General features: G+C 65.6%; 22 protein-coding genes. 19 read left to right on the top strand and 3 right to left on the bottom strand.

Annotation, left to right across the window (positions count from 1 at the left end):
• Position 1: 1 nt before the first annotated feature.
• Entirely contained in the window at positions 2-631 is a 630-nt protein-coding gene (locus ACWW36_RS17040; RefSeq protein WP_456137175.1) for a class I SAM-dependent methyltransferase, read from the bottom strand.
• A 51-nt stretch (positions 632-682) separates the two neighbouring features.
• Between ACWW36_RS17040 and ACWW36_RS17035 the strand changes: the two genes are divergently transcribed.
• From ACWW36_RS17035 to ACWW36_RS16945, 19 genes are all read left to right on the top strand, one after another.
• Positions 683-1,072 (top strand): nuclear transport factor 2 family protein, encoded by a 390-nt coding sequence (locus ACWW36_RS17035; RefSeq protein ID WP_456137174.1) that lies wholly within the window; start codon positions 683-685, stop codon positions 1,070-1,072.
• 1 nt (position 1,073) lies between these two features.
• On the top strand, positions 1,074-1,604 hold the full coding sequence (locus tag ACWW36_RS17030) for a YceI family protein (RefSeq protein ID WP_456137173.1): 531 nt from the start codon (positions 1,074-1,076) through the stop codon (positions 1,602-1,604).
• Between the two features lie 10 nt (positions 1,605-1,614).
• Positions 1,615-2,016 (top strand): Rv3143 family two-component system response regulator, encoded by a 402-nt coding sequence (locus ACWW36_RS17025; protein ID WP_456137172.1) that lies wholly within the window; start codon positions 1,615-1,617, stop codon positions 2,014-2,016.
• A gap of 163 nt (positions 2,017-2,179) precedes the next feature.
• Positions 2,180-2,551 (top strand): NADH-quinone oxidoreductase subunit A, encoded by a 372-nt coding sequence (locus ACWW36_RS17020; RefSeq protein ID WP_456137171.1) that lies wholly within the window; start codon positions 2,180-2,182, stop codon positions 2,549-2,551.
• Complete coding sequence (locus tag ACWW36_RS17015) at positions 2,542-3,096, top strand: NuoB/complex I 20 kDa subunit family protein (RefSeq protein WP_456137170.1); 555 nt, start codon at positions 2,542-2,544, stop codon at positions 3,094-3,096. Before ACWW36_RS17020 ends, ACWW36_RS17015 begins: the two co-directional genes overlap by 10 nt.
• The gene (locus ACWW36_RS17010; protein ID WP_456137169.1) at positions 3,093-3,776 is read left to right on the top strand and encodes an NADH-quinone oxidoreductase subunit C; all 684 of its coding nucleotides are present in this window, start codon (positions 3,093-3,095) and stop codon (positions 3,774-3,776) included. Before ACWW36_RS17015 ends, ACWW36_RS17010 begins: the two co-directional genes overlap by 4 nt.
• Positions 3,776-5,098, top strand: a complete 1,323-nt coding sequence (gene nuoD, locus ACWW36_RS17005; RefSeq protein ID WP_456137168.1) for an NADH dehydrogenase (quinone) subunit D — start codon at positions 3,776-3,778, stop codon at positions 5,096-5,098. The genes ACWW36_RS17010 and nuoD overlap by 1 nt, the downstream gene beginning before the upstream one ends.
• A 92-nt stretch (positions 5,099-5,190) precedes the next feature.
• Positions 5,191-6,054, top strand: a complete 864-nt coding sequence (gene nuoE / locus ACWW36_RS17000; RefSeq protein WP_456137167.1) for an NADH-quinone oxidoreductase subunit NuoE — start codon at positions 5,191-5,193, stop codon at positions 6,052-6,054.
• A complete protein-coding gene (nuoF, locus tag ACWW36_RS16995; RefSeq protein WP_456137166.1) occupies positions 6,051-7,367 on the top strand; it encodes an NADH-quinone oxidoreductase subunit NuoF in 1,317 nt (438 codons plus the stop codon). Before nuoE ends, nuoF begins: the two co-directional genes overlap by 4 nt.
• Before the next feature lie 99 nt (positions 7,368-7,466).
• Positions 7,467-9,866 (top strand): NADH-quinone oxidoreductase subunit G, encoded by a 2,400-nt coding sequence (locus tag ACWW36_RS16990; protein WP_456137165.1) that lies wholly within the window; start codon positions 7,467-7,469, stop codon positions 9,864-9,866.
• Complete coding sequence (nuoH, locus tag ACWW36_RS16985; protein ID WP_456137164.1) at positions 9,863-11,101, top strand: NADH-quinone oxidoreductase subunit NuoH; 1,239 nt, start codon at positions 9,863-9,865, stop codon at positions 11,099-11,101. The genes ACWW36_RS16990 and nuoH overlap by 4 nt, the downstream gene beginning before the upstream one ends.
• A complete protein-coding gene (gene nuoI, locus ACWW36_RS16980; RefSeq protein WP_456137163.1) occupies positions 11,094-11,618 on the top strand; it encodes an NADH-quinone oxidoreductase subunit NuoI in 525 nt (174 codons plus the stop codon). Before nuoH ends, nuoI begins: the two co-directional genes overlap by 8 nt.
• Before the next feature lie 20 nt (positions 11,619-11,638).
• Positions 11,639-12,382: an NADH-quinone oxidoreductase subunit J gene (locus ACWW36_RS16975; protein ID WP_456142521.1), complete on the top strand. Its 744-nt coding sequence runs from the start codon at positions 11,639-11,641 to the stop codon at positions 12,380-12,382.
• Positions 12,379-12,678 (top strand): NADH-quinone oxidoreductase subunit NuoK, encoded by a 300-nt coding sequence (nuoK, locus tag ACWW36_RS16970; RefSeq protein ID WP_456137162.1) that lies wholly within the window; start codon positions 12,379-12,381, stop codon positions 12,676-12,678. The genes ACWW36_RS16975 and nuoK overlap by 4 nt, the downstream gene beginning before the upstream one ends.
• 7 nt (positions 12,679-12,685) lie before the next feature.
• Positions 12,686-14,569: an NADH-quinone oxidoreductase subunit L gene (gene nuoL / locus ACWW36_RS16965; protein WP_456137161.1), complete on the top strand. Its 1,884-nt coding sequence runs from the start codon at positions 12,686-12,688 to the stop codon at positions 14,567-14,569.
• Positions 14,566-16,131 (top strand): NADH-quinone oxidoreductase subunit M, encoded by a 1,566-nt coding sequence (locus ACWW36_RS16960; protein ID WP_456137160.1) that lies wholly within the window; start codon positions 14,566-14,568, stop codon positions 16,129-16,131. Before nuoL ends, ACWW36_RS16960 begins: the two co-directional genes overlap by 4 nt.
• Positions 16,128-17,702, top strand: coding sequence for an NADH-quinone oxidoreductase subunit NuoN (gene nuoN, locus ACWW36_RS16955; RefSeq protein WP_456137159.1), 1,575 nt, complete (start codon positions 16,128-16,130; stop codon positions 17,700-17,702). The genes ACWW36_RS16960 and nuoN overlap by 4 nt, the downstream gene beginning before the upstream one ends.
• Positions 17,699-18,478 (top strand): enoyl-CoA hydratase, encoded by a 780-nt coding sequence (locus ACWW36_RS16950; RefSeq protein ID WP_456137158.1) that lies wholly within the window; start codon positions 17,699-17,701, stop codon positions 18,476-18,478. Before nuoN ends, ACWW36_RS16950 begins: the two co-directional genes overlap by 4 nt.
• Positions 18,479-18,506: 28 nt before the next feature.
• Positions 18,507-19,295 (top strand): SDR family NAD(P)-dependent oxidoreductase, encoded by a 789-nt coding sequence (locus ACWW36_RS16945; protein ID WP_456137157.1) that lies wholly within the window; start codon positions 18,507-18,509, stop codon positions 19,293-19,295.
• Here ACWW36_RS16945 and ACWW36_RS16940 read toward each other — a convergent pair.
• A complete protein-coding gene (locus tag ACWW36_RS16940) occupies positions 19,256-20,698 on the bottom strand; it encodes a carboxylesterase/lipase family protein (protein WP_456137156.1) in 1,443 nt (480 codons plus the stop codon). The genes ACWW36_RS16945 and ACWW36_RS16940 overlap by 40 nt on opposite strands.
• Positions 20,695-21,375: a PIG-L deacetylase family protein gene (locus ACWW36_RS16935; RefSeq protein WP_456137155.1), complete on the bottom strand. Its 681-nt coding sequence runs from the start codon at positions 21,373-21,375 to the stop codon at positions 20,695-20,697. The genes ACWW36_RS16940 and ACWW36_RS16935 overlap by 4 nt, the downstream gene beginning before the upstream one ends.
• Positions 21,376-21,379 lie beyond the last annotated feature (4 nt).

Genomic DNA, 21,379 nt, shown 5'->3' with positions numbered 1-21,379 from the left:
GTCACATCCGGCGGGCTCGGGCCAGCCAGGCGGGCTCGTCGACGCGTGTGCCGACCGGCAGTCCGAGCGCTTCGGCATGCGCTTCCCCGACCACCCCGCGGTATGTCGTGGTGTCCAGAGCCTCCAGCTCCCAGCCCTCACCGAACGCGCCGCGGATGACCGCCTCGCTGACCTGCGGCCCGAAGCCGCGGCCGGCGTCAGACAAAGCCAGCACGTGCAACAGACCGCCCGGCCGGGTTACGGCATGCAGGCTGCGCACGTACCTCGGACGGTCGGCGTCGTCGAAGATGTGGAACAACGCGCTGTCGACGACGGTGGTGTAGATGGGCTCGTCGCCGAGGTTCATCGCGTCGGCCACCTCGAAACGCGCATCGACGCCCTTGGCAGCGGCGTTCGCCCGCGCTTGTTCGATCGCATGCGGCGACAGGTCGACACCGAGCACGTCGTAACCCAGACGGGTGAGAAGGATCGTGTGTTCGCCGGTCCCGCAGCCGACGTCGAGCACCTTGCTGTGTATCCCGCCGGCCCGTTGTAGCTCGACGATCGCGGGTTGCGGTTCGCCGATCACCCACGGGGCGCTGCGGGACTTGTAGGCCTCGTCAAACCGGGAGAGGGTAGGTGTTGAATCCATAGGAAGCAGTGTTCTACCTCAACCAAACTTGAGGTCAAGGGAGGACAACGGATGTCCATCACTGATGCCGATGCCATCGTCGACGTCGCCGATCGGCTGTTCGGCGCGATCGAGAACAGCGATATCGCCCTCCTCCACGAGATGTGGAACGACGACATCGTCGTCTGGAAGGTCGCCGACCGGGAGCGCGACAAGGAACGCGCCATGCGCGTCATCACCTGGTTCGTCAACACGACGACAGACCGCCGCTATGAGATCCTGGACCGGCAGCTGTTCGACGGCGGATTCGTCCAGCAGCACATCCTGCACGCCAACGGCCGCAATGGGGGATCGATCGCGATGCGGGTCTGCATCGTTATCAAGTTGGGGGCCAACGGTCTCATCAGCCGCATCGACGAATACTTCGACCCCGCAGAGATCGCCCCACTTCTGGAGAGGTGACATGACAGCGACGCAAGAAATTCTCGGCAACCCCGCGTCGGTCGGCGTCTGGAACGTCGATCCGCAGCGTTCGACAATCGAGTTCAAGACCAAGTCGATGTGGGGCCTGGCACCGGTGAAGGGCCGTTTCACAGAGTTCAGCGGCGACGGCCAAATCACGGATACTCAAACGGTTTTCGGGCGCATCGACATCAAAGCGGCATCGCTGGACACCAAGATCCGCAAGCGCGACAACCATCTTCGCTCCGCGGACTTCTTCGAAGCAGCGAAGTTTCCCGACATCAGTGTCGTAGTCACCGGCGCAGACGCGATCAACGGCGACACCGTGGACCTACGAGCCCAACTCACCGTCAAGGCCACCACTGCCCCATTGCCGCTGCGGGTGAAGGTCACGGTGCTCGACGACGGCGCGGTGCGGCTGAGCACGCAGGCCGCCGTCAACCGCAAGGACTTCGGCGTCGACGGCAACATGCTGGGGATGATCGTGGACAAGGCGACCATTTCCGGCGACGTCGTGTTCCGGCACGGATAGCATCTGGCGCATGACCCAGCCGTCGAAGCAGCTGCGCATCCTTGTCTACAGCGACAACCCACGGACCCGTGAGCAGGTACAGCTGGCGCTGGGCAAGCGAGTGCATCCCGAGCTTCCCGAGCTGACCTACCTCGAGGTCGCCACGCCGCCGATGGTGATCAGGCAGATGGATGAGGGCGGCTTCGATCTGGTCATCCTGGATGGGGAAGCGACACCGGCCGGCGGCATGGGGATCGCCAAACAGCTCAAGGACGAGATTGCCGACTGCCCGCCCATCCTGGTGCTGACCGGACGCGCCGACGACAGATGGCTGGCGAACTGGTCACGCGCCGAAGCCGCGGTTCCGCACCCGATCGACCCGATCCGTTTGGGCGACGCCGTGGTATCGCTGCTGCGCGCCCCCGTGCAGTAGCCGAGGCACCAATCGCCATGTAGCCCTTGCGTTTTCGAGGCACGCCAACATGACCGCCCGCAGCTAATAGCGACTCTAACCAAAATGCGTGGCACCCGTCATAAAGCTCGCTAGGGTGTGGGTAAGCTCACATCGACAGCCCACGAGGGAGCGCTTGTTCGGCATGAATTTGTACACGCCAATTCTGGTACTCGGCGCGATCGCGGCCGCGTTTGCCGTCGGCTCGGTCGGCATCGCACTGCTGACCGGACCGCGCCGGTACAACCACTCGAAGATGGAAGCCTACGAATGCGGCATCGAGCCGGTGCCGCAGCTGGCCTCCGCACACGCCGCGGGCCAGCGGTTTCCGATCAAGTACTACCTGACCGCGATGTTGTTCATCGTGTTCGACATCGAGATCGTGTTCCTTTACCCGTGGGCCGTGGCGTTCGACAGCCTGGGCATGTTCGCCCTGGTGGAGATGCTTCTTTTCATGGTGGTGGTGTTCGTGGCCTACGCCTATGTATGGCGCCGAGGAGGCCTGAATTGGGACTAGAAGAACGGCTACCTGGCGGAATCCTGCTGTCCACCGTCGAGAAGGTGGCCGGCTACGTCCGCAAAGGTTCGCTTTGGCCTGCGACGTTCGGCCTGGCCTGCTGTGCCATCGAGATGATGTCCACCGCGGGCCCGCGGTTCGACATCGCCCGGTTCGGCATGGAGCGGTTCTCCGCGACCCCTCGCCAGGCCGACCTGATGATCGTCGCCGGTCGCGTCAGCCAGAAGATGGCGCCGGTGTTGCGGCAGATCTACGACCAGATGGCCGAACCCAAGTGGGTGCTGGCGATGGGCGTGTGCGCCTCCTCGGGCGGCATGTTCAATAACTACGCGGTCGTGCAGGGCGTCGACCACGTGGTGCCGGTCGACATCTATCTGCCCGGTTGCCCGCCGCGGCCGGAGATGCTGCTGCACGCAATCATCAAGCTGCACGAGAAGATTCAAGAGATGCCGCTGGGTGTCAACCGCGAAGAAGCGATCCGCGAAGCCGAACAGGCGGCGCTGTCGATCACTCCGACCATCGAACTCAAGGGTTTGCTGCGGTGACCGGACCCTCGAATTCGAACGGCGATCGCGAGGTCATCGGTGTGCGCCGCGGAATGTTCGGCGTCCGCGACAGTGGCGACACCTCGGGCTACGGCCGGCTGGTTCGTCCGGTCGCGCTGCCGGGCAGCTCGCCGCGACCCTACGGCGGCTATTTTGACGAGGTCGTCGACGCCTTGACCGCGGCCATCGGCCAGGAGGCGTTCGACGCTTCCATCGAGCGCGTGGTCGTCTACCGAGACGAGCTGACGCTGGAGGTGGAGCGCAGTCAGCTGCCGACGGTGGCCCAGGCCCTGCGCGATGACCCGGCGCTGCGGTTCGAGTTGTGCCTCGGCGTCTCGGGCGTGCATTACCCGGACGAGTCCGGCCGCGAGTTGCACGCCGTCTATCCCCTGATGTCGATCACCCACAACCGTCGGATCCGGGTGGAAGTCGCGGCGCCCGATGCTGATCCGCACATCCCGTCGCTGTTCGGCGTCTACCCCACCACCGACTGGCACGAGCGCGAGACCTACGACTTCTTCGGCATCGTGTTCGACGGACATCCCGCCCTCACCCGCATCGAAATGCCCGATGACTGGGAAGGGCATCCGCAACGCAAGGACTATCCGTTGGGTGGCATACCCGTGGAGTACCACGGTGCCGAGATCCCGCCGCCCAATGAGCGGAGGGCCTACAACTGATGAGTACATCCACGACCCCGCCCGAGTCGGGCGGTGCCGAAACAGTGGTCGTGGTCGGCGGTGAGGACTGGGATCAAGTGGTCGCCGCGGCCCAGGAACACGTCGGCGAGCGGATCGTCGTCAACATGGGGCCGCAGCATCCGTCCACCCACGGCGTGCTGCGGCTGATCCTGGAGATCGAGGGCGAGACCATCATCTCGGCCCGCTGCGGCATCGGATACCTGCACACCGGCATCGAGAAGAATCTCGAGTACCGAAACTGGATCCAAGGCGTCACCTTCGTGACCCGAATGGATTACCTGTCACCGTTTTTCAACGAAACCGCGTACTGCCTGGGCGTCGAAAAGTTGCTCGGCATCACCGACGACATTCCCGAGCGCGCCAGCGTCATCCGCGTGATGATGATGGAACTCAACCGGATTTCGTCACACCTGGTCGCATTGGCAACGGGCGGAATGGAACTGGGCGCGATGTCGGCCATGTTCTACGGATTCCGTGAACGTGAGCAGATCCTGTCGGTGTTCGAGACGATCACCGGCCTGCGGATGAACCACGCCTACATCCGTCCCGGCGGCCTGGCGGCCGACCTGCCCGACGAGGCTGTTCCGCAGATCCACGCCCTACTCGAGTTGCTGCCCAAGCGATTACAGGACCTCGAGGATCTGCTCAACGAGAACTACATCTGGAAAGCCCGCACGGTCGACGTCGGGTATCTCGACCTTGCCGGTTGCATGGCCCTGGGCATCACCGGGCCGGTGCTGCGCTCCACGGGGCTGCCGCACGACCTGCGTAAGGCGCAACCCTATTGCGGCTACGAGACATACGATTTCGACGTCATCACCGACAACCGCTGCGACTCCTACGGCCGATACATCATCCGGGTCAAGGAGATGCGGGAGTCGATCAAGATCGTCCGCCAATGCGTAGACCGGTTGAAGCCGGGTCCGGTGATGATCACCGACAAGAAGCTGGCCTGGCCCGCCGATCTGAAGGTGGGACCCGACGGGCTTGGCAACTCACCCGAACACATCGCCAAGATCATGGGCCATTCGATGGAGGGACTGATCCACCACTTCAAGATCGTCACCGAGGGCATCCGGGTGCCTGCCGGTCAGGTGTACGTCGCGGTCGAATCGCCACGCGGCGAGCTCGGCGTGCACATGGTGTCCGACGGTGGCACCCGGCCATACCGCGTGCACTACCGCGACCCCTCCTTCACCAACCTTCAAGCCGTGGCGGCGATGTGCGAAGGCGGCATGGTCGCCGACGCGATCGCCGCGGTGGCGTCGATCGATCCGGTGATGGGCGGGGTGGACCGATGAGCGCTTGCGCGAAGAGGCGAGGGCAGCGATGAGCGCTTGCGCGAAGAGGCGAGGGCAGCGATGAGCGCTTGCGCGAAGAGGCGAGGGCAGCGATGAGCGTGTTTCTCGAACTCGGGCAGCGGCCCGACGAACCCGGCCCGCCAATCCACGGGCCGGCGTCGTACCCGGCCGATGTTGTGGAACGGCTTCAGGGCGAGGCACAGACGATCATCGACCGCTATCCGAGCGCACGCTCGGCGTTGTTGCCGCTTCTGCATCTGGTCCAGGCTGAGGACGGCTGTCTCACGCCGGCGGGCATCGCATTCTGCGCCGCCCAGCTCGACCTGACCCACGCCGAAGTCACGGCGGTGGCCACGTTCTACTCGATGTACCGCCGCACACCGACCGGCGAGTACCTCGTCGGCGTGTGCACGAACACCCTGTGCGCGATCATGGGCGGCGACGCCATTCTCGATGCGCTGCAAGACCATTTGGGTATCCACGCCGGGCAGACCACCGACGACGGCAAGGTGACCCTGGAACACGTCGAGTGCAACGCCGCGTGCGATTACGCACCAGTGGTGATGGTCAATTGGGAGTTCTTCGACAACCAGACACCGTCGTCGGCTCGCGACCTCGTCGACGGGCTGCGCGCTGGCGATCTTCCTGCGCCGACCCGCGGCGCCCCGCTCTGCACGTTCCGAGAGACGGCCAGAACCCTTGCAGGACTGCCGGACTCACGAGAGTCCGGAACCGACGTCGGTGCGGCGACACTCGCCGGGCTGCGGGTGGCCCAGGAGCTGGGCATGACAGCGCCGGACGCGCCTGCCGAGCCGACGTCGCACGCCGCACCCGACGACACAAAGGCGGCGGCGGAAGAGACGAAGGACGAGCCGGCGCCCGCTCCGTCGGCGACGGTGCCGCCAAAGTCGTCGACAACCGAAACCGACCCGAGTGCAACGGATTCCAAAGAATGACTCAGCTGACGCCCGTATTGAGCCGGTTCTGGGACGAACCCGAGCCGTGGTCGCTGGACACGTATCGCCGTCACGACGGATACAAGGGTCTCGAGCGCGCGTTGGGCATGGCCCCCGACGATGTCATTGCGCTGGTAAAGGATTCGGGCCTGCGGGGCCGCGGCGGAGCCGGCTTCCCGACCGGGACGAAGTGGTCGTTCATCCCGCAGGACGACACGGGGCCGGGTGCGAAGCCGCACTACCTGGTGATCAACGCCGACGAATCCGAACCGGGTACGTGTAAAGACATTCCGCTGATGCTGACGACGCCGCACTTCCTTGTCGAAGGCGCGATCATCGCCGCGTACGCGATCCGGGCGCACCACGCGTTCATCTACGTCCGGGGCGAGGTCGTACCGGTGCTGCGCCGGCTGCAGGCCGCGGTCGCCGAAGCCTACGACGCCGGATACCTCGGCAACGACATCCGTGGCAGCGGTTTCGATCTGGAGTTGATCGTGCACGCAGGCGCGGGCGCCTACATCTGCGGCGAGGAGACGGCGCTGCTGGACTCGCTGGAGGGGCGTCGCGGCCAACCCAGGCTGCGGCCACCGTTTCCCGCGGTGGCCGGTCTCTACGCCTGCCCGACCGTGGTCAACAACGTGGAATCCATTGCGAGCGTGCCGCCGATCGTGGTCAACGGTGTGGACTGGTTCCGGTCGATGGGCACGGAGAAATCGCCCGGGTTCACGCTGTATTCGTTGTCCGGACATGTCACCACGCCAGGGCAGTACGAGGCGCCACTCGGGATCACGCTGCGCGAACTGTTGGAGTATGCGGGCGGGGTGCGCGCTGGACACGAGCTGAAGTTCTGGACGCCGGGTGGCTCGTCGACCCCGCTGCTGACAGACGAACACCTCGACGTGCCACTGGATTACGAGGGCATGGCCGGTGTGGGGTCGATGCTCGGCACCAAGGCACTGCAGATCTTCGACGAGACCACCTGCGTGGTACGCGCGGTGCGTCGCTGGACTCAGTTCTACGAGCACGAATCATGCGGTAAGTGCACTCCATGCCGCGAAGGCACGTACTGGCTGGCCCAGATCTACGAACGCCTCGAGACCGGCGAGGGCACCGAGGACGACATCCAGAAGCTGCTCGACATCTCCGACAACATCTTCGGAAAGTCGTTCTGCGCGTTGGGTGATGGCGCCGCAAGCCCGATCCTGTCGTCGATCAAGTTCTTCAAAGACGAATACCTGGCGCATCTCGACGGCGGCTGCCCGTTCGATCCGCACGCCTCCACACTGATGGCCACGGAAGGAGTGGGTGTCTAGATGACGGTCTTCTTCCGCGAGCAGACGCAAAAGTCCCCGACACGCCGTGAAAAAGGGACACCTTGCGTCTGCTCGCCCGAGAACGGAGTGGGTGTCTAGATGACGCAGACCGTCAATTCTGGGGCCACCGGCGCTTCCACCCCTGTCGAGATGGTCAACCTGACCATCGACGATGTGGAGGTCAGTGTGCCCAAGGGCACCTTGGTGATTCGTGCCGCGGAGCTGATCGGTGTCCAGATCCCACGGTTCTGCGACCACCCGTTGCTGGATCCGGTCGGCGCCTGCAGGCAATGCCTCGTCGAGGTGGAGGGGCAACGCAAGCCGCTCGCCTCGTGTACGACCACCGTCACGCCGGACATGGTGGTGCGCACGCAGTACACGTCGGAATCCGCGGACAAGGCGCAGCAGGGCGTGATGGAACTGCTGCTGATCAACCACCCGCTGGACTGCCCGATCTGCGACAAGGGCGGAGAATGCCCGCTGCAGAACCAGGCGATGTCCAACGGCAGGCCCGAGACGCGGTTCGAGGACGTCAAGCGGACATTCCCGAAGCCGATCAACATCTCGTCGCAGGTACTGCTTGACCGGGAACGCTGTGTGCTGTGTGCACGGTGCACCCGGTTCTCCCAGCAGATCGCAGGCGACCCGTTCATCGAGCTGCTGGAACGTGGTGCGCTGCAACAGGTTGGCATCGCCCCTGGCGAGCCGTTCCAGTCCTACTTCTCCGGCAACACAGTGCAGATCTGCCCTGTCGGCGCGCTCACCGGCACCGCCTACCGGTTCCGCGCCCGGCCGTTCGACCTGGTGTCCAGCCCCAGCGTGTGTGAGCACTGCGCGTCGGGATGCGCTCAACGCACCGACCACCGGCGCGGAAAAGTCATGCGCCGCTTGGCTGGTGACGATCCACAGGTCAACGAGGAATGGAACTGCGACAAGGGCCGCTGGGCGTTCACCTATACGACGGTCGGTGACCGCATCACCACCCCGCTCATCCGCGACGAGGACGGTAAGCTGCGGCCCGCATCGTGGTCGGAAGCCCTCAACGTCGCGGGCGCCAGGCTGGCGGCCGCGGCCGGCAGCGCCGGCGTTCTCGTCGGCGGCAGGGCCACCGTCGAGGACGCCTACGCATACTCGAAGTTCGCGCGGATCGTGTTGGAGACCAACGACATCGATTTCCGCGCGCGGCCGCACAGCGACGAGGAGGCTGCATTCCTCACCGCGCATATCGGGGGCCAGCCGATGTCGGTCACATATGCAGATCTGGAGAGCGCCCCCGCGGTTCTGCTCGCAGGCTTCGAGCCCGAAGAGGAATCGCCGATCGTGTTCCTGCGGCTGCGCAAGGCGGCACGCAAGAACGCGCTGCAGGTGATGTCGATCGCCCCATTCGCCACGCGCGGGCTCACGAAGATGAAGGGCAGGCACATCGAATGCGCGCCCGGCGGCGAGGCCGCCGCGCTGGACAATCTCGCCGACGATGCACAGCTGCAGTTGCCCGGTGCGGTCATTTTGGTTGGCGAGCGGCTCGCAACATCCCCAGGAGCGTTCTCGGCGGCTAGCAGGCTGGCCGCCGCGACCGGTGCCCGGTTGGCGTGGGTGCCGCGTCGTGCGGGCGAACGCGGCGCCCTGGAAGCCGGTGCCCTGCCTGGCCTGTTGCCGGGCGGGCGCCCCATCACCGACGCATCGGCCCGCGAGCAGACCGCCGCGGCCTGGAACGTCAACGAGCTGCCCACCGCCGAAGGCCGCGACGCCACAGCGATTTTGGCGGCCGCACGCGCGGGTGAACTCGGCGCGTTGCTGATCGGCGGCGTCGAGCTCGCCGACCTGCCCGACCCCGACGCCGCCCTGAAGGCCGTCGACGCGGCGCCGTTCGTGGTCAGTCTGGAATTGCGCGAGAGCGCTGTGACCGCCCTCGCCGACGTGGTGTTCCCGGTGGCGCCGGTGGTGGAGAAGGCGGGTTCATTCGTCAACTGGGAAGGGCGGATTCGGCCGTTCGAACCGTCGCTGCAATCCAACGCATACCCCGACCTACGAGTGCTGAACTTCCTTGCCGACGAGATCGGCGTCGACCTCGCCTTGCCCAACGCGTTGGCCGCAGGCGAGGAAATGGCCCGCCTCGGGCTATGGGCCGGAACTCGCCCCGACGCCCCGCAGGTGTCGGCCGAACGGCAGACACCGCCCGTCGCGGGTACCGCGGTGCTTGCGAGCTGGCGGATGCTGCTCGACGCGGGCCGGCTGCAGGACGGCGAACCCTATCTCGCGGGAACCGCCCGCCCACCGATCGTGCGGCTGTCGGCCGTCACGGCCGGCGAAATCGGCGTAGTGGACGGCGATTTGGTCACGGTCCGCAGCGACCGCGGTGCGATCACTTTGCCGCTCGCGGTCACCGAGATGCCGGACCGCGTCGTCTGGATGCCGCTGAATGCCGTCGGCGCCGGAGTGCACCAACAACTCGGCGTGACCGTCGGCGCCGTCGTGTCGATCGGGCGGGCAGAGCAGTGACGTACCCCGATCCCACACTGTTCGGCCACGACCCGTGGTGGCTGATCCTGGCCAAGGCGCTCGGCATCTTCGTGTTCCTGGTGCTGACGGTGCTCGTGGCGATCCTGCTCGAGCGCAAGATCCTCGGGTGGATGCAGATGCGCCCCGGTCCCAACCGGGTCGGTCCGTGGGGCCTGCTGCAGTCGCTTGCCGACGGCATCAAGCTTGCGCTCAAGGAAGCCATCATTCCCGCCGGGGTCGACAAGTTCGTCTACCTTGTGGCTCCGGTCATTTCGGTCATTCCGGCGTTCCTGGCGTTCGCCGTCATCCCGATGGGCGGTGAGGTGTCGGTGTTCGGGCACCGCACCGCGTTGCAGCTGACCGATATGCCCGTCGCGGTGCTCTACATCCTCGCCGTCACGTCGATCGGTGTGTACGGCATCGTGCTGGCCGGCTGGGCGTCGGGGTCCACCTATCCCCTGCTGGGCGGGCTGCGTTCGAGCGCACAGGTGATCTCCTACGAGATCGCGATGGCGCTGTCGTTCGCCGCGGTGTTCATCTACTCGGGCACCATGTCGACGTCGGGCATCGTCGCCGCCCAGGAGGGCAGGTGGTACGTCTTCCTGCTGCTGCCGTCGTTCCTGGTGTACGTGACGGCGATGGTCGGCGAAACCAACCGCGCGCCTTTCGATCTGCCCGAGGCCGAGGGCGAACTCGTCGGCGGATTCCACACCGAGTACTCGTCGCTGAAATTCGCGATGTTCATGCTCGCCGAGTACATCAACATGACCACCGTCTCGGCACTGGCCTCCACGCTGTTTCTCGGCGGCTGGCACGCACCATGGCCGATCAACATGTGGGACGGCGCCAACACCGGCTGGTGGCCGCTGCTGTGGTTCATCGCCAAGGTGTGGGCATTCCTGTTCTTCTTCATGTGGCTGCGCGCCACACTGCCCCGGTTGCGTTACGACCAGTTCATGGCGCTGGGCTGGAAGATCCTGATCCCGGTGTCGCTGGCCTGGATCATGATCGTCGCGATCACGCACAGCATGCGCCTCCAGGGGTACGACGCGGCCACCACCGGGTTGATCACCGCCGGGATCGTGGTGGCGCTACTCCTGCTGTTCGCGCTGTGGCGGGTGATGCGGGCCAGGACGATTGAGAAGGTCCCGCGCCAAGCTCTCGAGGGCACCTTCCCGGTGCCGGCGCTCCCGAGCCAGCCGACATCAGCCACAAAGGAGCGAGCCGATGCCTAAATTCCTCGACGCGATCAAAGGATTCCGCGTCACGTTCGGCACGATGTTCAAAAAGCAGATCACCGAGGAGTATCCGGAGAAGCCGGGGCCGGTCGCAAAGCGCTATCACGGCCGCCATCAGCTCAACCGGTATCCCGACGGGCTGGAGAAATGCATCGGCTGCGAATTGTGTGCGTGGGCCTGCCCGGCCGATGCCATCTACGTCGAGGGCGCGGATAACTCTGCCGAGGAACGGTATTCGCCCGGCGAACGCTACGGCCGCGTCTACCAGATCAACTATCTGCGGTGCATCGGCTGCGGGTTGTGCATCGAGGCCTGCCCCACCCGCGCGTTGACGATGACCAACGAATACGAGATGGCCGACGACAACCGCGCCGACCTCATCTGGGGCAAGGACAAGCTGCTCGCACCGATGCAACCCGGCATGCTTGCGCCGCCACATCCGATGGCGCCGGGCAGCACAGATGACGACTACTACCTCGGAAAGATCAAGCCGATTACCGAGGATGTGCGGTGACCGTCGACTACCTCGCGGCGGTGGCCGCCGACACCGCCGGGCATACCTCGACAACAGAGGCCGTGCTGTTCTGGGTGCTCGCGGTGGTTGCGGTGGTCGGCGGGATCGGGGTCGTGGCCGCACCAAAGGCGGTGTACTCGGCCATGTTCCTGGCCAGCACGATGATCTCGCTGGCGGTGCTCTACATCGCACAGGACGCGTTGTTCCTCGGCGTCGTGCAGGTGGTGGTCTACACCGGCGCGGTGATGATGCTGTTCCTGTTCGTGGTGATGCTGATCGGTGTCGACCTGTCCGAGTCACTGGTGGAAACCATTCGCGGACAACGCGTCGCGGCGATTGTAATCGGTCTGGGTTTCGGGGTCCTGCTCATCGCGGGGATCGGGAACGTGTCGGTGGCCGGGTTCACCGGCCTGGCGCAGGCCAACGCCGGAGGAAATGTCCAGGGGCTGGCAGCGCTGATCTTCACCAAGTACCTGTGGGCGTTCGAGCTCACCGGGGCGCTGCTCATCACCGCCGCCCTTGGTGCGATGGTGCTGGCCCACCGCGAACGCTTCGAACGGCGCAAGACCCAGCGTGAGCTCGCCGAGGAACGGTTCCGGCCCGGCGGCCACGCGACAACGATGCCGAATCCCGGTGTGTACGCACGGCACAACGCCGTCGACGTGCCTGCCCGGCTGCCCGACGGCAGTGGCTCCGAGCTGTCGGTCAGCGCGATCCTGCAGAAGCGGCCCGTCCTCGAAACGAATGGCAGAGGGGACTCATGAATCCCGACAACTATCTCTACCTGTCGGCGTTGTTGTTCACGATCGGCGCGGCCGGAGTGTTGTTGCGTCGCAACGCCATCGTCATGTTCATGTGCGTCGAGCTGATGCTCAACGCGGCGAACCTCGCGTTCGTCGCGTTCTCCCGCATGCACGGTCATCTTGACGGTCAAGTGGTGGCGTTCTTCACCATGGTGGTCGCCGCGTGTGAGGTGGTGGTCGGCCTGGCGATCATCATGACCGTGTTCCGCACCCGCCATTCGGCTTCGGTCGACGAAGCCAGTCTGCTGAAAAACTAAGGCTGCCATGACAACTCTGGTGTGGCTGGTGGTCGCCCTGCCGCTGGCGGGCGCTGCCATCCTCCTGCTCGCGGGCAGACGAACCAACAGCTGGGGTCACCTGCTGGGCTGCCTGGCGGCGCTGGCGTCGTTCACCGCCGGTGTCGTGCTGTTCGTCGACATGCTCGGCCGCCATGCCGAAGACCGCATCGTGCATCAGGCGCTGTTCTCGTGGGTACCGGTCGCCGGTTTGCACGTGGACTTCGGCCTGCAGCTGGATGCATTGTCGATGTGCTTCGTGCTGCTGATCACCGGCGTCGGCTCACTCATCCACATCTATTCGATCGGCTACATGGCCGACGATCCCGAGCGGCGCAAGTTCTTTGCCTACCTGAACCTGTTCCTCGCGGCGATGCTGTTGTTGGTGCTGGCCGACAACTACCTCGGCCTCTACGTCGGGTGGGAAGGCGTGGGTCTGGCGTCTTACCTGCTGATCGGGTTCTGGGCGCACAAGCCGTCGGCGGCCACGGCCGCCAAGAAGGCGTTCGTGGTCAACCGCGTCGGCGACATGGGCCTGGCGATCGCGCTGATGGTGATGTTCGCCTACATCGGCTCGATCTCGTTCGCCGGTGTGTTTGCCGCCGCACCGCGACTCGGTGAGGGCACACTGACCGCGATCGGGCTGCTGCTACTGCTGGCCGCGTGCGGCAAGTCGGCGCAGGTGCCGCTGCAGTCGTGGCTCGGCGACGCCATGGAAGGCCCCACCCCTGTCTCGGCCTTGATCCACGCCGCCACCATGGTCACCGCGGGTGTGTACCTGATCGTGCGCTCGGGCCCCGTGTTCAATCTCGCACCGACCGCACAGCTGGGCGTCGTCATCGTCGGCGTGGTGACCCTGCTGTTCGGCGCGATCGTCGGCTGCGCCAAAGACGACATCAAGAAAGCCCTCGCCGCGTCGACCATGAGCCAGATCGGCTACATGGTGTTGGCCGCCGGGCTGGGCCCGGCCGGATACGCGTTCGCGATCATGCACCTGCTCACTCACGGCTTCTTCAAGGCAGGCCTGTTCCTTGGCGCCGGGTCGGTCATGCACGCCATGGGCGACGAGGTGAACATGCGCCGCTACGGCGGCCTGCGCAAAGCCATACCGATCACGTTCGCGACATTCGGGCTGGGCTACCTGGCGATCATCGGTGTGCCACCGCTGGCCGGGTTCTTCTCCAAAGACGGCATCATCGAGGCCGCCCTTGGCGCCGGCGGGCTCAAGGGCCCGATCCTCGGCGGCGCGGCGATCATCGGCGCAGGAATCACCGCGTTCTACATGACCCGGGTGATGCTGATGACGTTCTTCGGCGAAAAGCGTTGGGCCGACGACGTTCATCCCCATGAGTCACCCGCGGTCATGACGTGGCCGATGATCCTGCTTGCCGTCGGGTCGGTGGCCTCCGGCGGGTTCTTCGCGATCGGCGGCACTCTGCAGCACTGGCTCGAACCGGTCGTCGGCGCGCACGAAGTCGCACACGCGACGCCGGTGTGGGTCGCCACCACCGTGATCCTCGTCGTGGTCGCCCTTGGCATCGCGCTCGCCTACCGCATGTACGGCGTGCGCGCGGTCCCCGCAGAAGTGCCCGCCGGGTCTGCGCTCACCGTTGCCGCGCGCCGGGATCTCTACGGCGACGCATTCAACGAGCGCGTGTTCATGCGTCCCGGGCAGCTGCTCACCACGGGTCTCGTCGAGATCGACGACGACGCGGTGGACGGCGCGGCGAACGGGCTGGCCGCACTCGTCGGCCGCATCTCGGACGGATTCCGGCAATTGCAAACCGGTTTCGCCCGCTCGTATGCGCTTTCCATGTTGGGCGGAGCGGCCCTCGTGGTCGCCGCGATCCTGGCGGTGAACCTGTGGTCATGAACAACATCCCGTGGCTCACCATCCTGTGGGCGATCCCGATGGCCGGCGCCGCGCTCGTCATGGTGCTGCCCGCATCCCAACGCACTGTGGCCAAATGGCTGGCGCTGCTGATCTCGATCGCCGTCCTCGCGGTGACACTGGTTGTCGCGGTCGGATTCAAGCCGGGAGGCGACCAGTACCAGTTCGTCGAATCCCACAGATGGATACCGTCGTTCGGCACCGGCTACATTCTCGGCGTCGACGGCATCGCGCTCGCCATCGTGGTGCTGACGGCCGTGCTGGTGCCAATTCTTATCATCGCGGGCTGGAACGACGCCAGCGACAAGATCGCCTGGGCGGGACGGTCGGTGCACACATACTTCGCGCTAACGCTGGCGGTCGAGGGCATGGTGCTGATGTCGCTCGTCTCGCTGGACGTGCTGCTGTTCTACGTGTTCTTCGAGGCCATGCTCATCCCGATGTACTTCCTGATCGGCGGGTTCGGCGGCGAAAACCGCTCGAAGGCCGCGGTGAAGTTCCTGCTGTACAACCTTTTTGGCGGCCTGATCATGCTCGCGGCCGTGATCGGCCTGTACGTGGTGACCGCCCAGAGCGACGCGTTCGCGGCGGGCACCTTCGACTTCCGCGAGATCGTCACCGCGGTATCGACCGGTCACTTCGTGCTGAGCCCAGCGATCATGAATCTGTTGTTCGGCGGGTTCATGTTCGCGTTCGCGGTCAAGGCGCCGCTGTGGCCGTTCCACCGGTGGCTACCCGACGCCGCGGTCGAGGCGACCCCGGCCAGCGCCGTGCTGATGATGGCCGTGATGGACAAGGTCGGCACATTCGGCATGCTGCGCTACTGCCTGCAGCTGTTCCCCGACGCCTCAATGTATTTCAGGCCGCTGATCATCACGCTGGCGGTCATCGGCATCGTCTACGGCGCGATCCTCGCGATCGGCCAGGTCGACGTGATGCGACTGATCGCTTACACGTCGATATCCCACTTCGGGTTCATCATCCTCGGCATCTTCGTGATGACCAGCCAGGGCCAATCCGGGTCGACGCTCTACATGGTCAACCACGGCATTTCGACCGCGGCGCTGTTCCTGATCGCCGGATTCCTGGTGTCGCGCAGGGGCACTCGCCTGATCGACGCCTACGGCGGTGTGCAGAAAGTGGCGCCTGTACTGGCCGGCACGTTCCTGGTCGCGGGCCTTGCGACGTTGTCGCTACCCGGACTTGCGCCGTTCATCAGCGAATTCCTGGTCTTGATCGGAACATTCCTGCGTTATCCCGTCTTCGCGGTGTTCGCGTCGACGGCACTGGTGCTGTCCGCGGTCTACATCCTGTGGATGTACCAGCGGATGATGACCGGGCCGGTGAAGGACGGCAACGATCGCCTGCGTGACCTGCTGCCACGCGAAATCGCCGTCGTGGCACCGCTTATCGCGCTGCTGCTGGTGCTCGGGGTGTATCCCAAACCCGCGCTGGATGTGATCAATCCGGCGGTCAGCCACACCTTGACCACCATCAATCAGCCTGACCCGGCACCGAAGATCGCGGAAGGGCCGACGCGATGAACCTGCCTACCCCCAGCGTCGAATACGGCCTGCTCTCCCCCATGCTGATCGTCCTCGGCGTGGCGGTCGTCGGGGTGCTGCTCGAAGCGTTCCTGCCGCGTCAGCAGCGCTACGCCGCTCAGTTGGTGCTGAGCCTCGGCGGGCTGGTCGCGGCGTTCGTAGCGGTCGTCGTGCTCGCCAGGGACCTGCACGGCAGTCCCGGCCGCACCGCGGTGCTCGGCGCCGTCGCCATCGACGCGCCGACGTTGTTCCTTCAGGCCACGATCCTGCTGGTCGGCATGCTGGGCATCCTGCTCATCGCCGAACGGCGCATCCCGGCAACAGCGGACGGCGAAAGCGTCGGGGGGCTGGACGCTTTCACACCGCAGGCGTCCGCCGTCGCAGGCAGCGTCGTCGAGAAACTGGCCACCAAGGCCGGTCTCATGCAGACCGAGGTCTTCCCGCTGACGATGTTCGCCATTGGCGGCATGCTGCTGTTCCCGGCCTCCGATGATCTGCTGACCATGTTCATTTCGCTCGAGGTGCTGTCACTGCCGCTGTACCTGCTGTGCGGGCTGGCCCGTCGGCGGCGCCTGCTATCGCAGGAAGCCTCGGTGAAATACTTTCTGCTTGGCGCGTTTTCGTCGGCATTCTTCCTTTACGGCGTTGCGATGCTGTACGGATACGCCGGCACACTGAACCTCGGTGGCATCGCGGAGGCGGTGGCGGCCGGATCGGGCAAGACGTCGCTGGCGCTGATCGGCACCGCGCTGCTCCTCGTTGGCGTGTTGTTCAAAGTCGGCGCGGTGCCCTTCCACTCGTGGATTCCGGACGTCTACCAAGGTGCACCCACGCCGATCACCGCGTTCATGGCCGCCGCCACCAAGATCGCCGCGTTCGGCGCGATGCTGCGCATCTTCTACATCGCGGTGCCCGGTCTGCACGCCGACTGGCGCCCGGTGATGTGGGCGATCGCGATCCTGACGATGGTGATCGGCACCGTCACGGCCGTGACCCAGAACGACGTCAAGCGGATGCTGGCGTATTCGGCCGTCGCGCACACCGGATTCATCCTCACCGGCGTCATTGCGCAGAACGAGGCGGGCGTGTCGTCGACGCTGTTCTATCTGTTCGCCTACGGGTTCAGCACCGTCGGCGCGTTCGCGGTGGTGGGACTGGTGCGAAGCCCCGACGGCGAAGAGGACACCGCACTTGCCCGGTGGGCTGGTCTTGGCCGGCGGTATCCCGTTGTCGGCATTGTGTTTTCGTTGTTCCTGCTCGCCTTCGCCGGTATCCCGTTGACGAGCGGCTTTGTCAGCAAGTTCGCGGTGTTCAAGGCCGCCGGCGAGGGCGGTGCCATTCCGCTTGTCGTCATCGGCGTCATCGCGAGCGCCGTGGCCGCGTACTTCTACGTGCGGGTGATCGTGTTGATGTTCTTCACCGAGCCACCCGACGATGCGCCCGCAGTGGTGGCGCCAAGCGCGTTGAGTACAGCGGTCGTCACGATCACCGCGGCCGTCACGTTCGCCCTCGGTGCGCTGCCGCAGCCTCTGCTCGACCTGGCGAACACGGCCAACCACTTCTTGCCGTGAGCCAGCCGCTGGTCCTGATCGCCGACCACGGTGCGGTCAGGCTACTGACGCTGAACCGGCCTGAGGCCCGAAATGCGTTGAGCCGCGACCTGATCCGGGCAACGTACACGGCACTGACCGAAGCCGACGCCGACGAATCCGTACGCGCGGTGGTGCTCACCGGGGCGGATCCGGCGTTCTGCGCGGGCGTGGACCTCAAAGAGGCACAGCGCGACGGGCTGGCGTACTTCGAGGAGTTCCGGTCGCAGAGCTGCATCGTCGCGGTCGCGAAGATGCGCACGCCGATCGTCGGCGCGATCAACGGCGCATGCTTCACCGGCGGCCTGGAGATGGCGCTGGGCTGCGATTTCCTCGTGGCGTCCGAGCGTGCGGTGTTCGCCGATACGCATGCGCGCGTCGGCATCCTGCCCGGCGGCGGCATGACCGCGCGACTCCCCCAACTCGTCGGCGCGGCGATGGCCCGGCGGCTGTCGATGACAGGCGAGGTGGTCGATGCAGCGCGCGCCGAGCGGATCGGCCTGGCGACCGAGGTCGTCGCCCATGAGCAGTTGCTCAACCGTGCACTCGAGCTGGCCGGCCAGATCGCCGAAGTGCCAGGCCCCACCATGCTGGGACTCAAAGAGATCTATACGGCAGGCGCGGCCGCGGTGGTTGACCCCGGGCTGGCCGCCGAGGAGAAGATCGCCTTCGCCCAGCATCGGAACTTCGAGGGCCTTGGCGACCAGTTCCGCGCGGTATCCGAGCGGAACAAGGCGCAGATCGACCATCCGGAATAGCAGGGCGCGGCGCGCCGTTGCGGGACACATGACTTCTCTATCGGGCAAGACCGCACTGGTAACCGGAGCATCGCGGGGAATCGGCCGCGCCATCGCCCAACGACTCGCCGCTGACGGCGCGGAGGTCGCGGTGCACTACGGAAGCAACGAAGCCGCGGCCGCCGACACCGTCGCGGCGATCAAGGCGGCGGGCGGACAGGCATTCGCCGTTCGCGCCGAGCTCGGCGTCGAGGGTGATGTCGACACGCTCTTCGCAGCACTGGAACAGGGACTCGACGGGCGTCCGCTGGACATCCTGGTGAACAACGCCGCCATCGCCACCTATGAGGCGACGATCGATGCCACGCCAGAACAGTTCGAGCGGGAGTTCGCCATCAATGTGCGGGCGCCGTTCTTCATCACCCAGCGCGCGTTGCCGCTGCTGCGCGACGGCGGCCGCATCATCAACATCACTTCCGGCGTCACGTGGTTCGCGACGCCGCAGATCGTGTATTCGATGACCAAGGGCGCGCTCAACGTGCTCGGCCGATCGCTCGCCAATATCGTTGGTGAGCGAGGAATTACCGTCAACAACGTCTCCCCCGGAGTCACCGACACTGAGATGAATTCGTGGCTGCACGAGTCGGAAGACGCGGTGTCGGGCATCGCGGGCATCACCGCGCTCGACCGTGTCGGCGCCTCGGCCGACATCGCCGACGTCGTCGCGTTCTTCGCTTCCGACGACAGCCGGTGGGTCACCGGTCAAACCGTCGAGGTGAACGGGGGCCTCTGGCTGGGTCAGCGCGTCGCATTCACTCCGAACGGGTCGAACGGGTAGTCCGCCCAAATGCGTTGCGAGGCTTGCTCGGGGTAGCGCGTTGTCGTCGAGCTGACGTCGAAGACTCGGGTGAGCTGCTCCACGCGCTCGTAGGCGGGCCAGCCGGGATCGCCGGTGGCGGCGAACGCCCGCCAGGCCGCGCTCATTTCACGCGACACCGCTCCGGCGTCCGACGCCGACCGATACAGCGCTGAGCCGATGGGCGAATCCAGTGTGCCGAACACCATCGGAATCTCGGTGGTGTGTGCCGCCCCGATCGGTGAAGCGTCGTAACAGAATTCGTAGAGATACGTGGTCCCACCGCCGGCGGTGTGCGCCTGTGCGATGTGCAGCGTCGGCATCCGGTAGACGAAATCGGAGCACACCCGTTCGTAGAGCTCGGCGTGGCCAGCTCCCGGGTATGCCGTGCGATAAGTCCGTCCACCATCGGGTACCGGCGGTAACGATCTGAGCGCCTGTTCGGCCTGCTCCGCGGTCACGGTGCCGCCGTTCTCGTGGACGACGAAGCGGTACTCGTCGCGGTTGTGCCCGATCAACAGGTCCACGCCGCGGCCTGCGCCCGCCGCGAGGGCGTGGAAAGGACTGTCCGGCAATATTTCTCCGTCGATCACCGGCCCGAACTGCGACCTGCGCACGGCAAGGGCGTAGCCCCAGCGATCCTGGTAGTCGATGCCCGCGGTGGCATCGGCCAACGTCTGAGGATCGACGCCTGCGAGGTCACTGGCAGTCGCCCGCAGGCCGAGCTTGCCCGCGACGACGGAGGCCACATCGGCGGCGAGATCGGAGCCAAACAGGAAGTTGGGGACGCTTTCGGCGATGCCACGGTGGAACAGTCCAGCGGCTGTCGGCATGACCATCAACATCGCGACGGATGCGGCACCCGCCGACTCGCCGAACACGGTCACGTTGTCCGGGTCGCCGCCAAAGCCGGCGATATTGTCACGCACCCACTGGAGCGCCGCCACCTGGTCCAGCAGCCCGCGGTTAGGCACGGCGCCGTCGATCAGCATGAACCCTTCACCGGCCACGCGGTAGTTCAGGCTGACTACCACTACACCGCCTGCGGCCAAACGCGCTCCGTCGCAATCGGATTCGTCTGAGGCGCCGGTGGTGAACCTGCCGCCGTACAGCCACACCATCACCGGCAGACCCGATGCGGCCACATCGGGAGTCCACACGTTCACGCTCAACCACTCAACCGACGAGGTGAGACGCAGCGGCTGAGGCGGCGGGGGACCGAACTCGTTCGCGTCGAGCACGCCGTCCCACGGTTCATGCGGCACCGGTGCAGCGAAGCGCAGCGGGCCGACCGGCGGTTGCGCATATGGGATTCCGCGGAAGGCGTGCACACCGTCCTGCAGGGTGCCCCGCACCTTGCCGATCCGCGTTGCGACGATCGTCATGAGCGATACCGCCGCAGGATGAATTCCACGGTGCGTTTCCCGCCGTATTCGGGCCGGGGCGTGGTCGTCATGTCGACCTGTTTGTGCGCCTGCTCGATTACCGGGGTGTCGGGGTCGAGCACCGACAGGTAAACCTCGTGCGCGGCAAGCGATGCGACCGCGAGGTCGAAGTGGACGTCGTCGATGACTTCGGCATGAGTGACCTCGGGGCCGTTTTCGAACAGCCAGCGCGGCGGGTCGGTGAGCGAGTCATACGCCGCGGCAACGGCCTTAGAGAACTCGATGTGATCACGCTGGTTAGGTGCCCCCGGTGCCCATTCCGGACCGCTGTAGATCGTGAGCACGACGTCAGGAGCCAGCGCGGTGATCGTCTCGGCGATCTTGTCGCGCAGCTCGGGGGTGTTGCGGATGTCGCTGTCGGGAAAATCCCAGAACTGCACGTTCTCGACGCCGACGATGGCCGCCGACCGCAGTTGTTCCGCCTCCCGCAGCGGTCCCGCCTCCTCGAGTGGCATCCCCGCGATGCCCGCCTCCCCGCGACAAGCCAGCGCGTAGTAGACGGTCTTTCCCTGGGCAGTCCACTTGGCCACCGCCGCGGCGCAGCCGTATTCGGGATCGTCCGGATGCGGAACAAGCAGCAGCGCGGTGCGCCAATCGGTCGGAAACGCTTCGAGCATCGAC

The organism is Mycobacterium sp. MMS18-G62 (assembly GCF_053877835.1).
This window is presented reverse-complemented; position numbering and strand designations above follow the sequence as displayed.

What these genes read in the sequence shown, in the direction of transcription:
- ACWW36_RS17040 (WP_456137175.1), bottom strand. Translation starts at nt 631, where the DNA reads ATGGATTCAACACCTACCCTCTCCCGGTTTGACGAGGCCTACAAGTCC.
- ACWW36_RS17035 (WP_456137174.1), top strand. Translation starts at nt 683, where the DNA reads ATGTCCATCACTGATGCCGATGCCATCGTCGACGTCGCCGATCGGCTG.
- ACWW36_RS17030 (WP_456137173.1), top strand. Translation starts at nt 1,074, where the DNA reads ATGACAGCGACGCAAGAAATTCTCGGCAACCCCGCGTCGGTCGGCGTC.
- ACWW36_RS17025 (WP_456137172.1), top strand. Translation starts at nt 1,615, where the DNA reads ATGACCCAGCCGTCGAAGCAGCTGCGCATCCTTGTCTACAGCGACAAC.
- ACWW36_RS17020 (WP_456137171.1), top strand. Translation starts at nt 2,180, where the DNA reads ATGAATTTGTACACGCCAATTCTGGTACTCGGCGCGATCGCGGCCGCG.
- nuoD (WP_456137168.1), top strand. Translation starts at nt 3,776, where the DNA reads ATGAGTACATCCACGACCCCGCCCGAGTCGGGCGGTGCCGAAACAGTG.
- nuoE (WP_456137167.1), top strand. Translation starts at nt 5,191, where the DNA reads ATGAGCGTGTTTCTCGAACTCGGGCAGCGGCCCGACGAACCCGGCCCG.
- nuoF (WP_456137166.1), top strand. Translation starts at nt 6,051, where the DNA reads ATGACTCAGCTGACGCCCGTATTGAGCCGGTTCTGGGACGAACCCGAG.
- ACWW36_RS16990 (WP_456137165.1), top strand. Translation starts at nt 7,467, where the DNA reads ATGACGCAGACCGTCAATTCTGGGGCCACCGGCGCTTCCACCCCTGTC.
- nuoI (WP_456137163.1), top strand. Translation starts at nt 11,094, where the DNA reads ATGCCTAAATTCCTCGACGCGATCAAAGGATTCCGCGTCACGTTCGGC.
- nuoK (WP_456137162.1), top strand. Translation starts at nt 12,379, where the DNA reads ATGAATCCCGACAACTATCTCTACCTGTCGGCGTTGTTGTTCACGATC.
- nuoL (WP_456137161.1), top strand. Translation starts at nt 12,686, where the DNA reads ATGACAACTCTGGTGTGGCTGGTGGTCGCCCTGCCGCTGGCGGGCGCT.
- ACWW36_RS16960 (WP_456137160.1), top strand. Translation starts at nt 14,566, where the DNA reads ATGAACAACATCCCGTGGCTCACCATCCTGTGGGCGATCCCGATGGCC.
- nuoN (WP_456137159.1), top strand. Translation starts at nt 16,128, where the DNA reads ATGAACCTGCCTACCCCCAGCGTCGAATACGGCCTGCTCTCCCCCATG.
- ACWW36_RS16945 (WP_456137157.1), top strand. Translation starts at nt 18,507, where the DNA reads ATGACTTCTCTATCGGGCAAGACCGCACTGGTAACCGGAGCATCGCGG.
- ACWW36_RS16940 (WP_456137156.1), bottom strand. Translation starts at nt 20,698, where the DNA reads ATGACGATCGTCGCAACGCGGATCGGCAAGGTGCGGGGCACCCTGCAG.
- ACWW36_RS16935 (WP_456137155.1), bottom strand. Translation starts at nt 21,375, where the DNA reads ATGCTCGAAGCGTTTCCGACCGATTGGCGCACCGCGCTGCTGCTTGTT.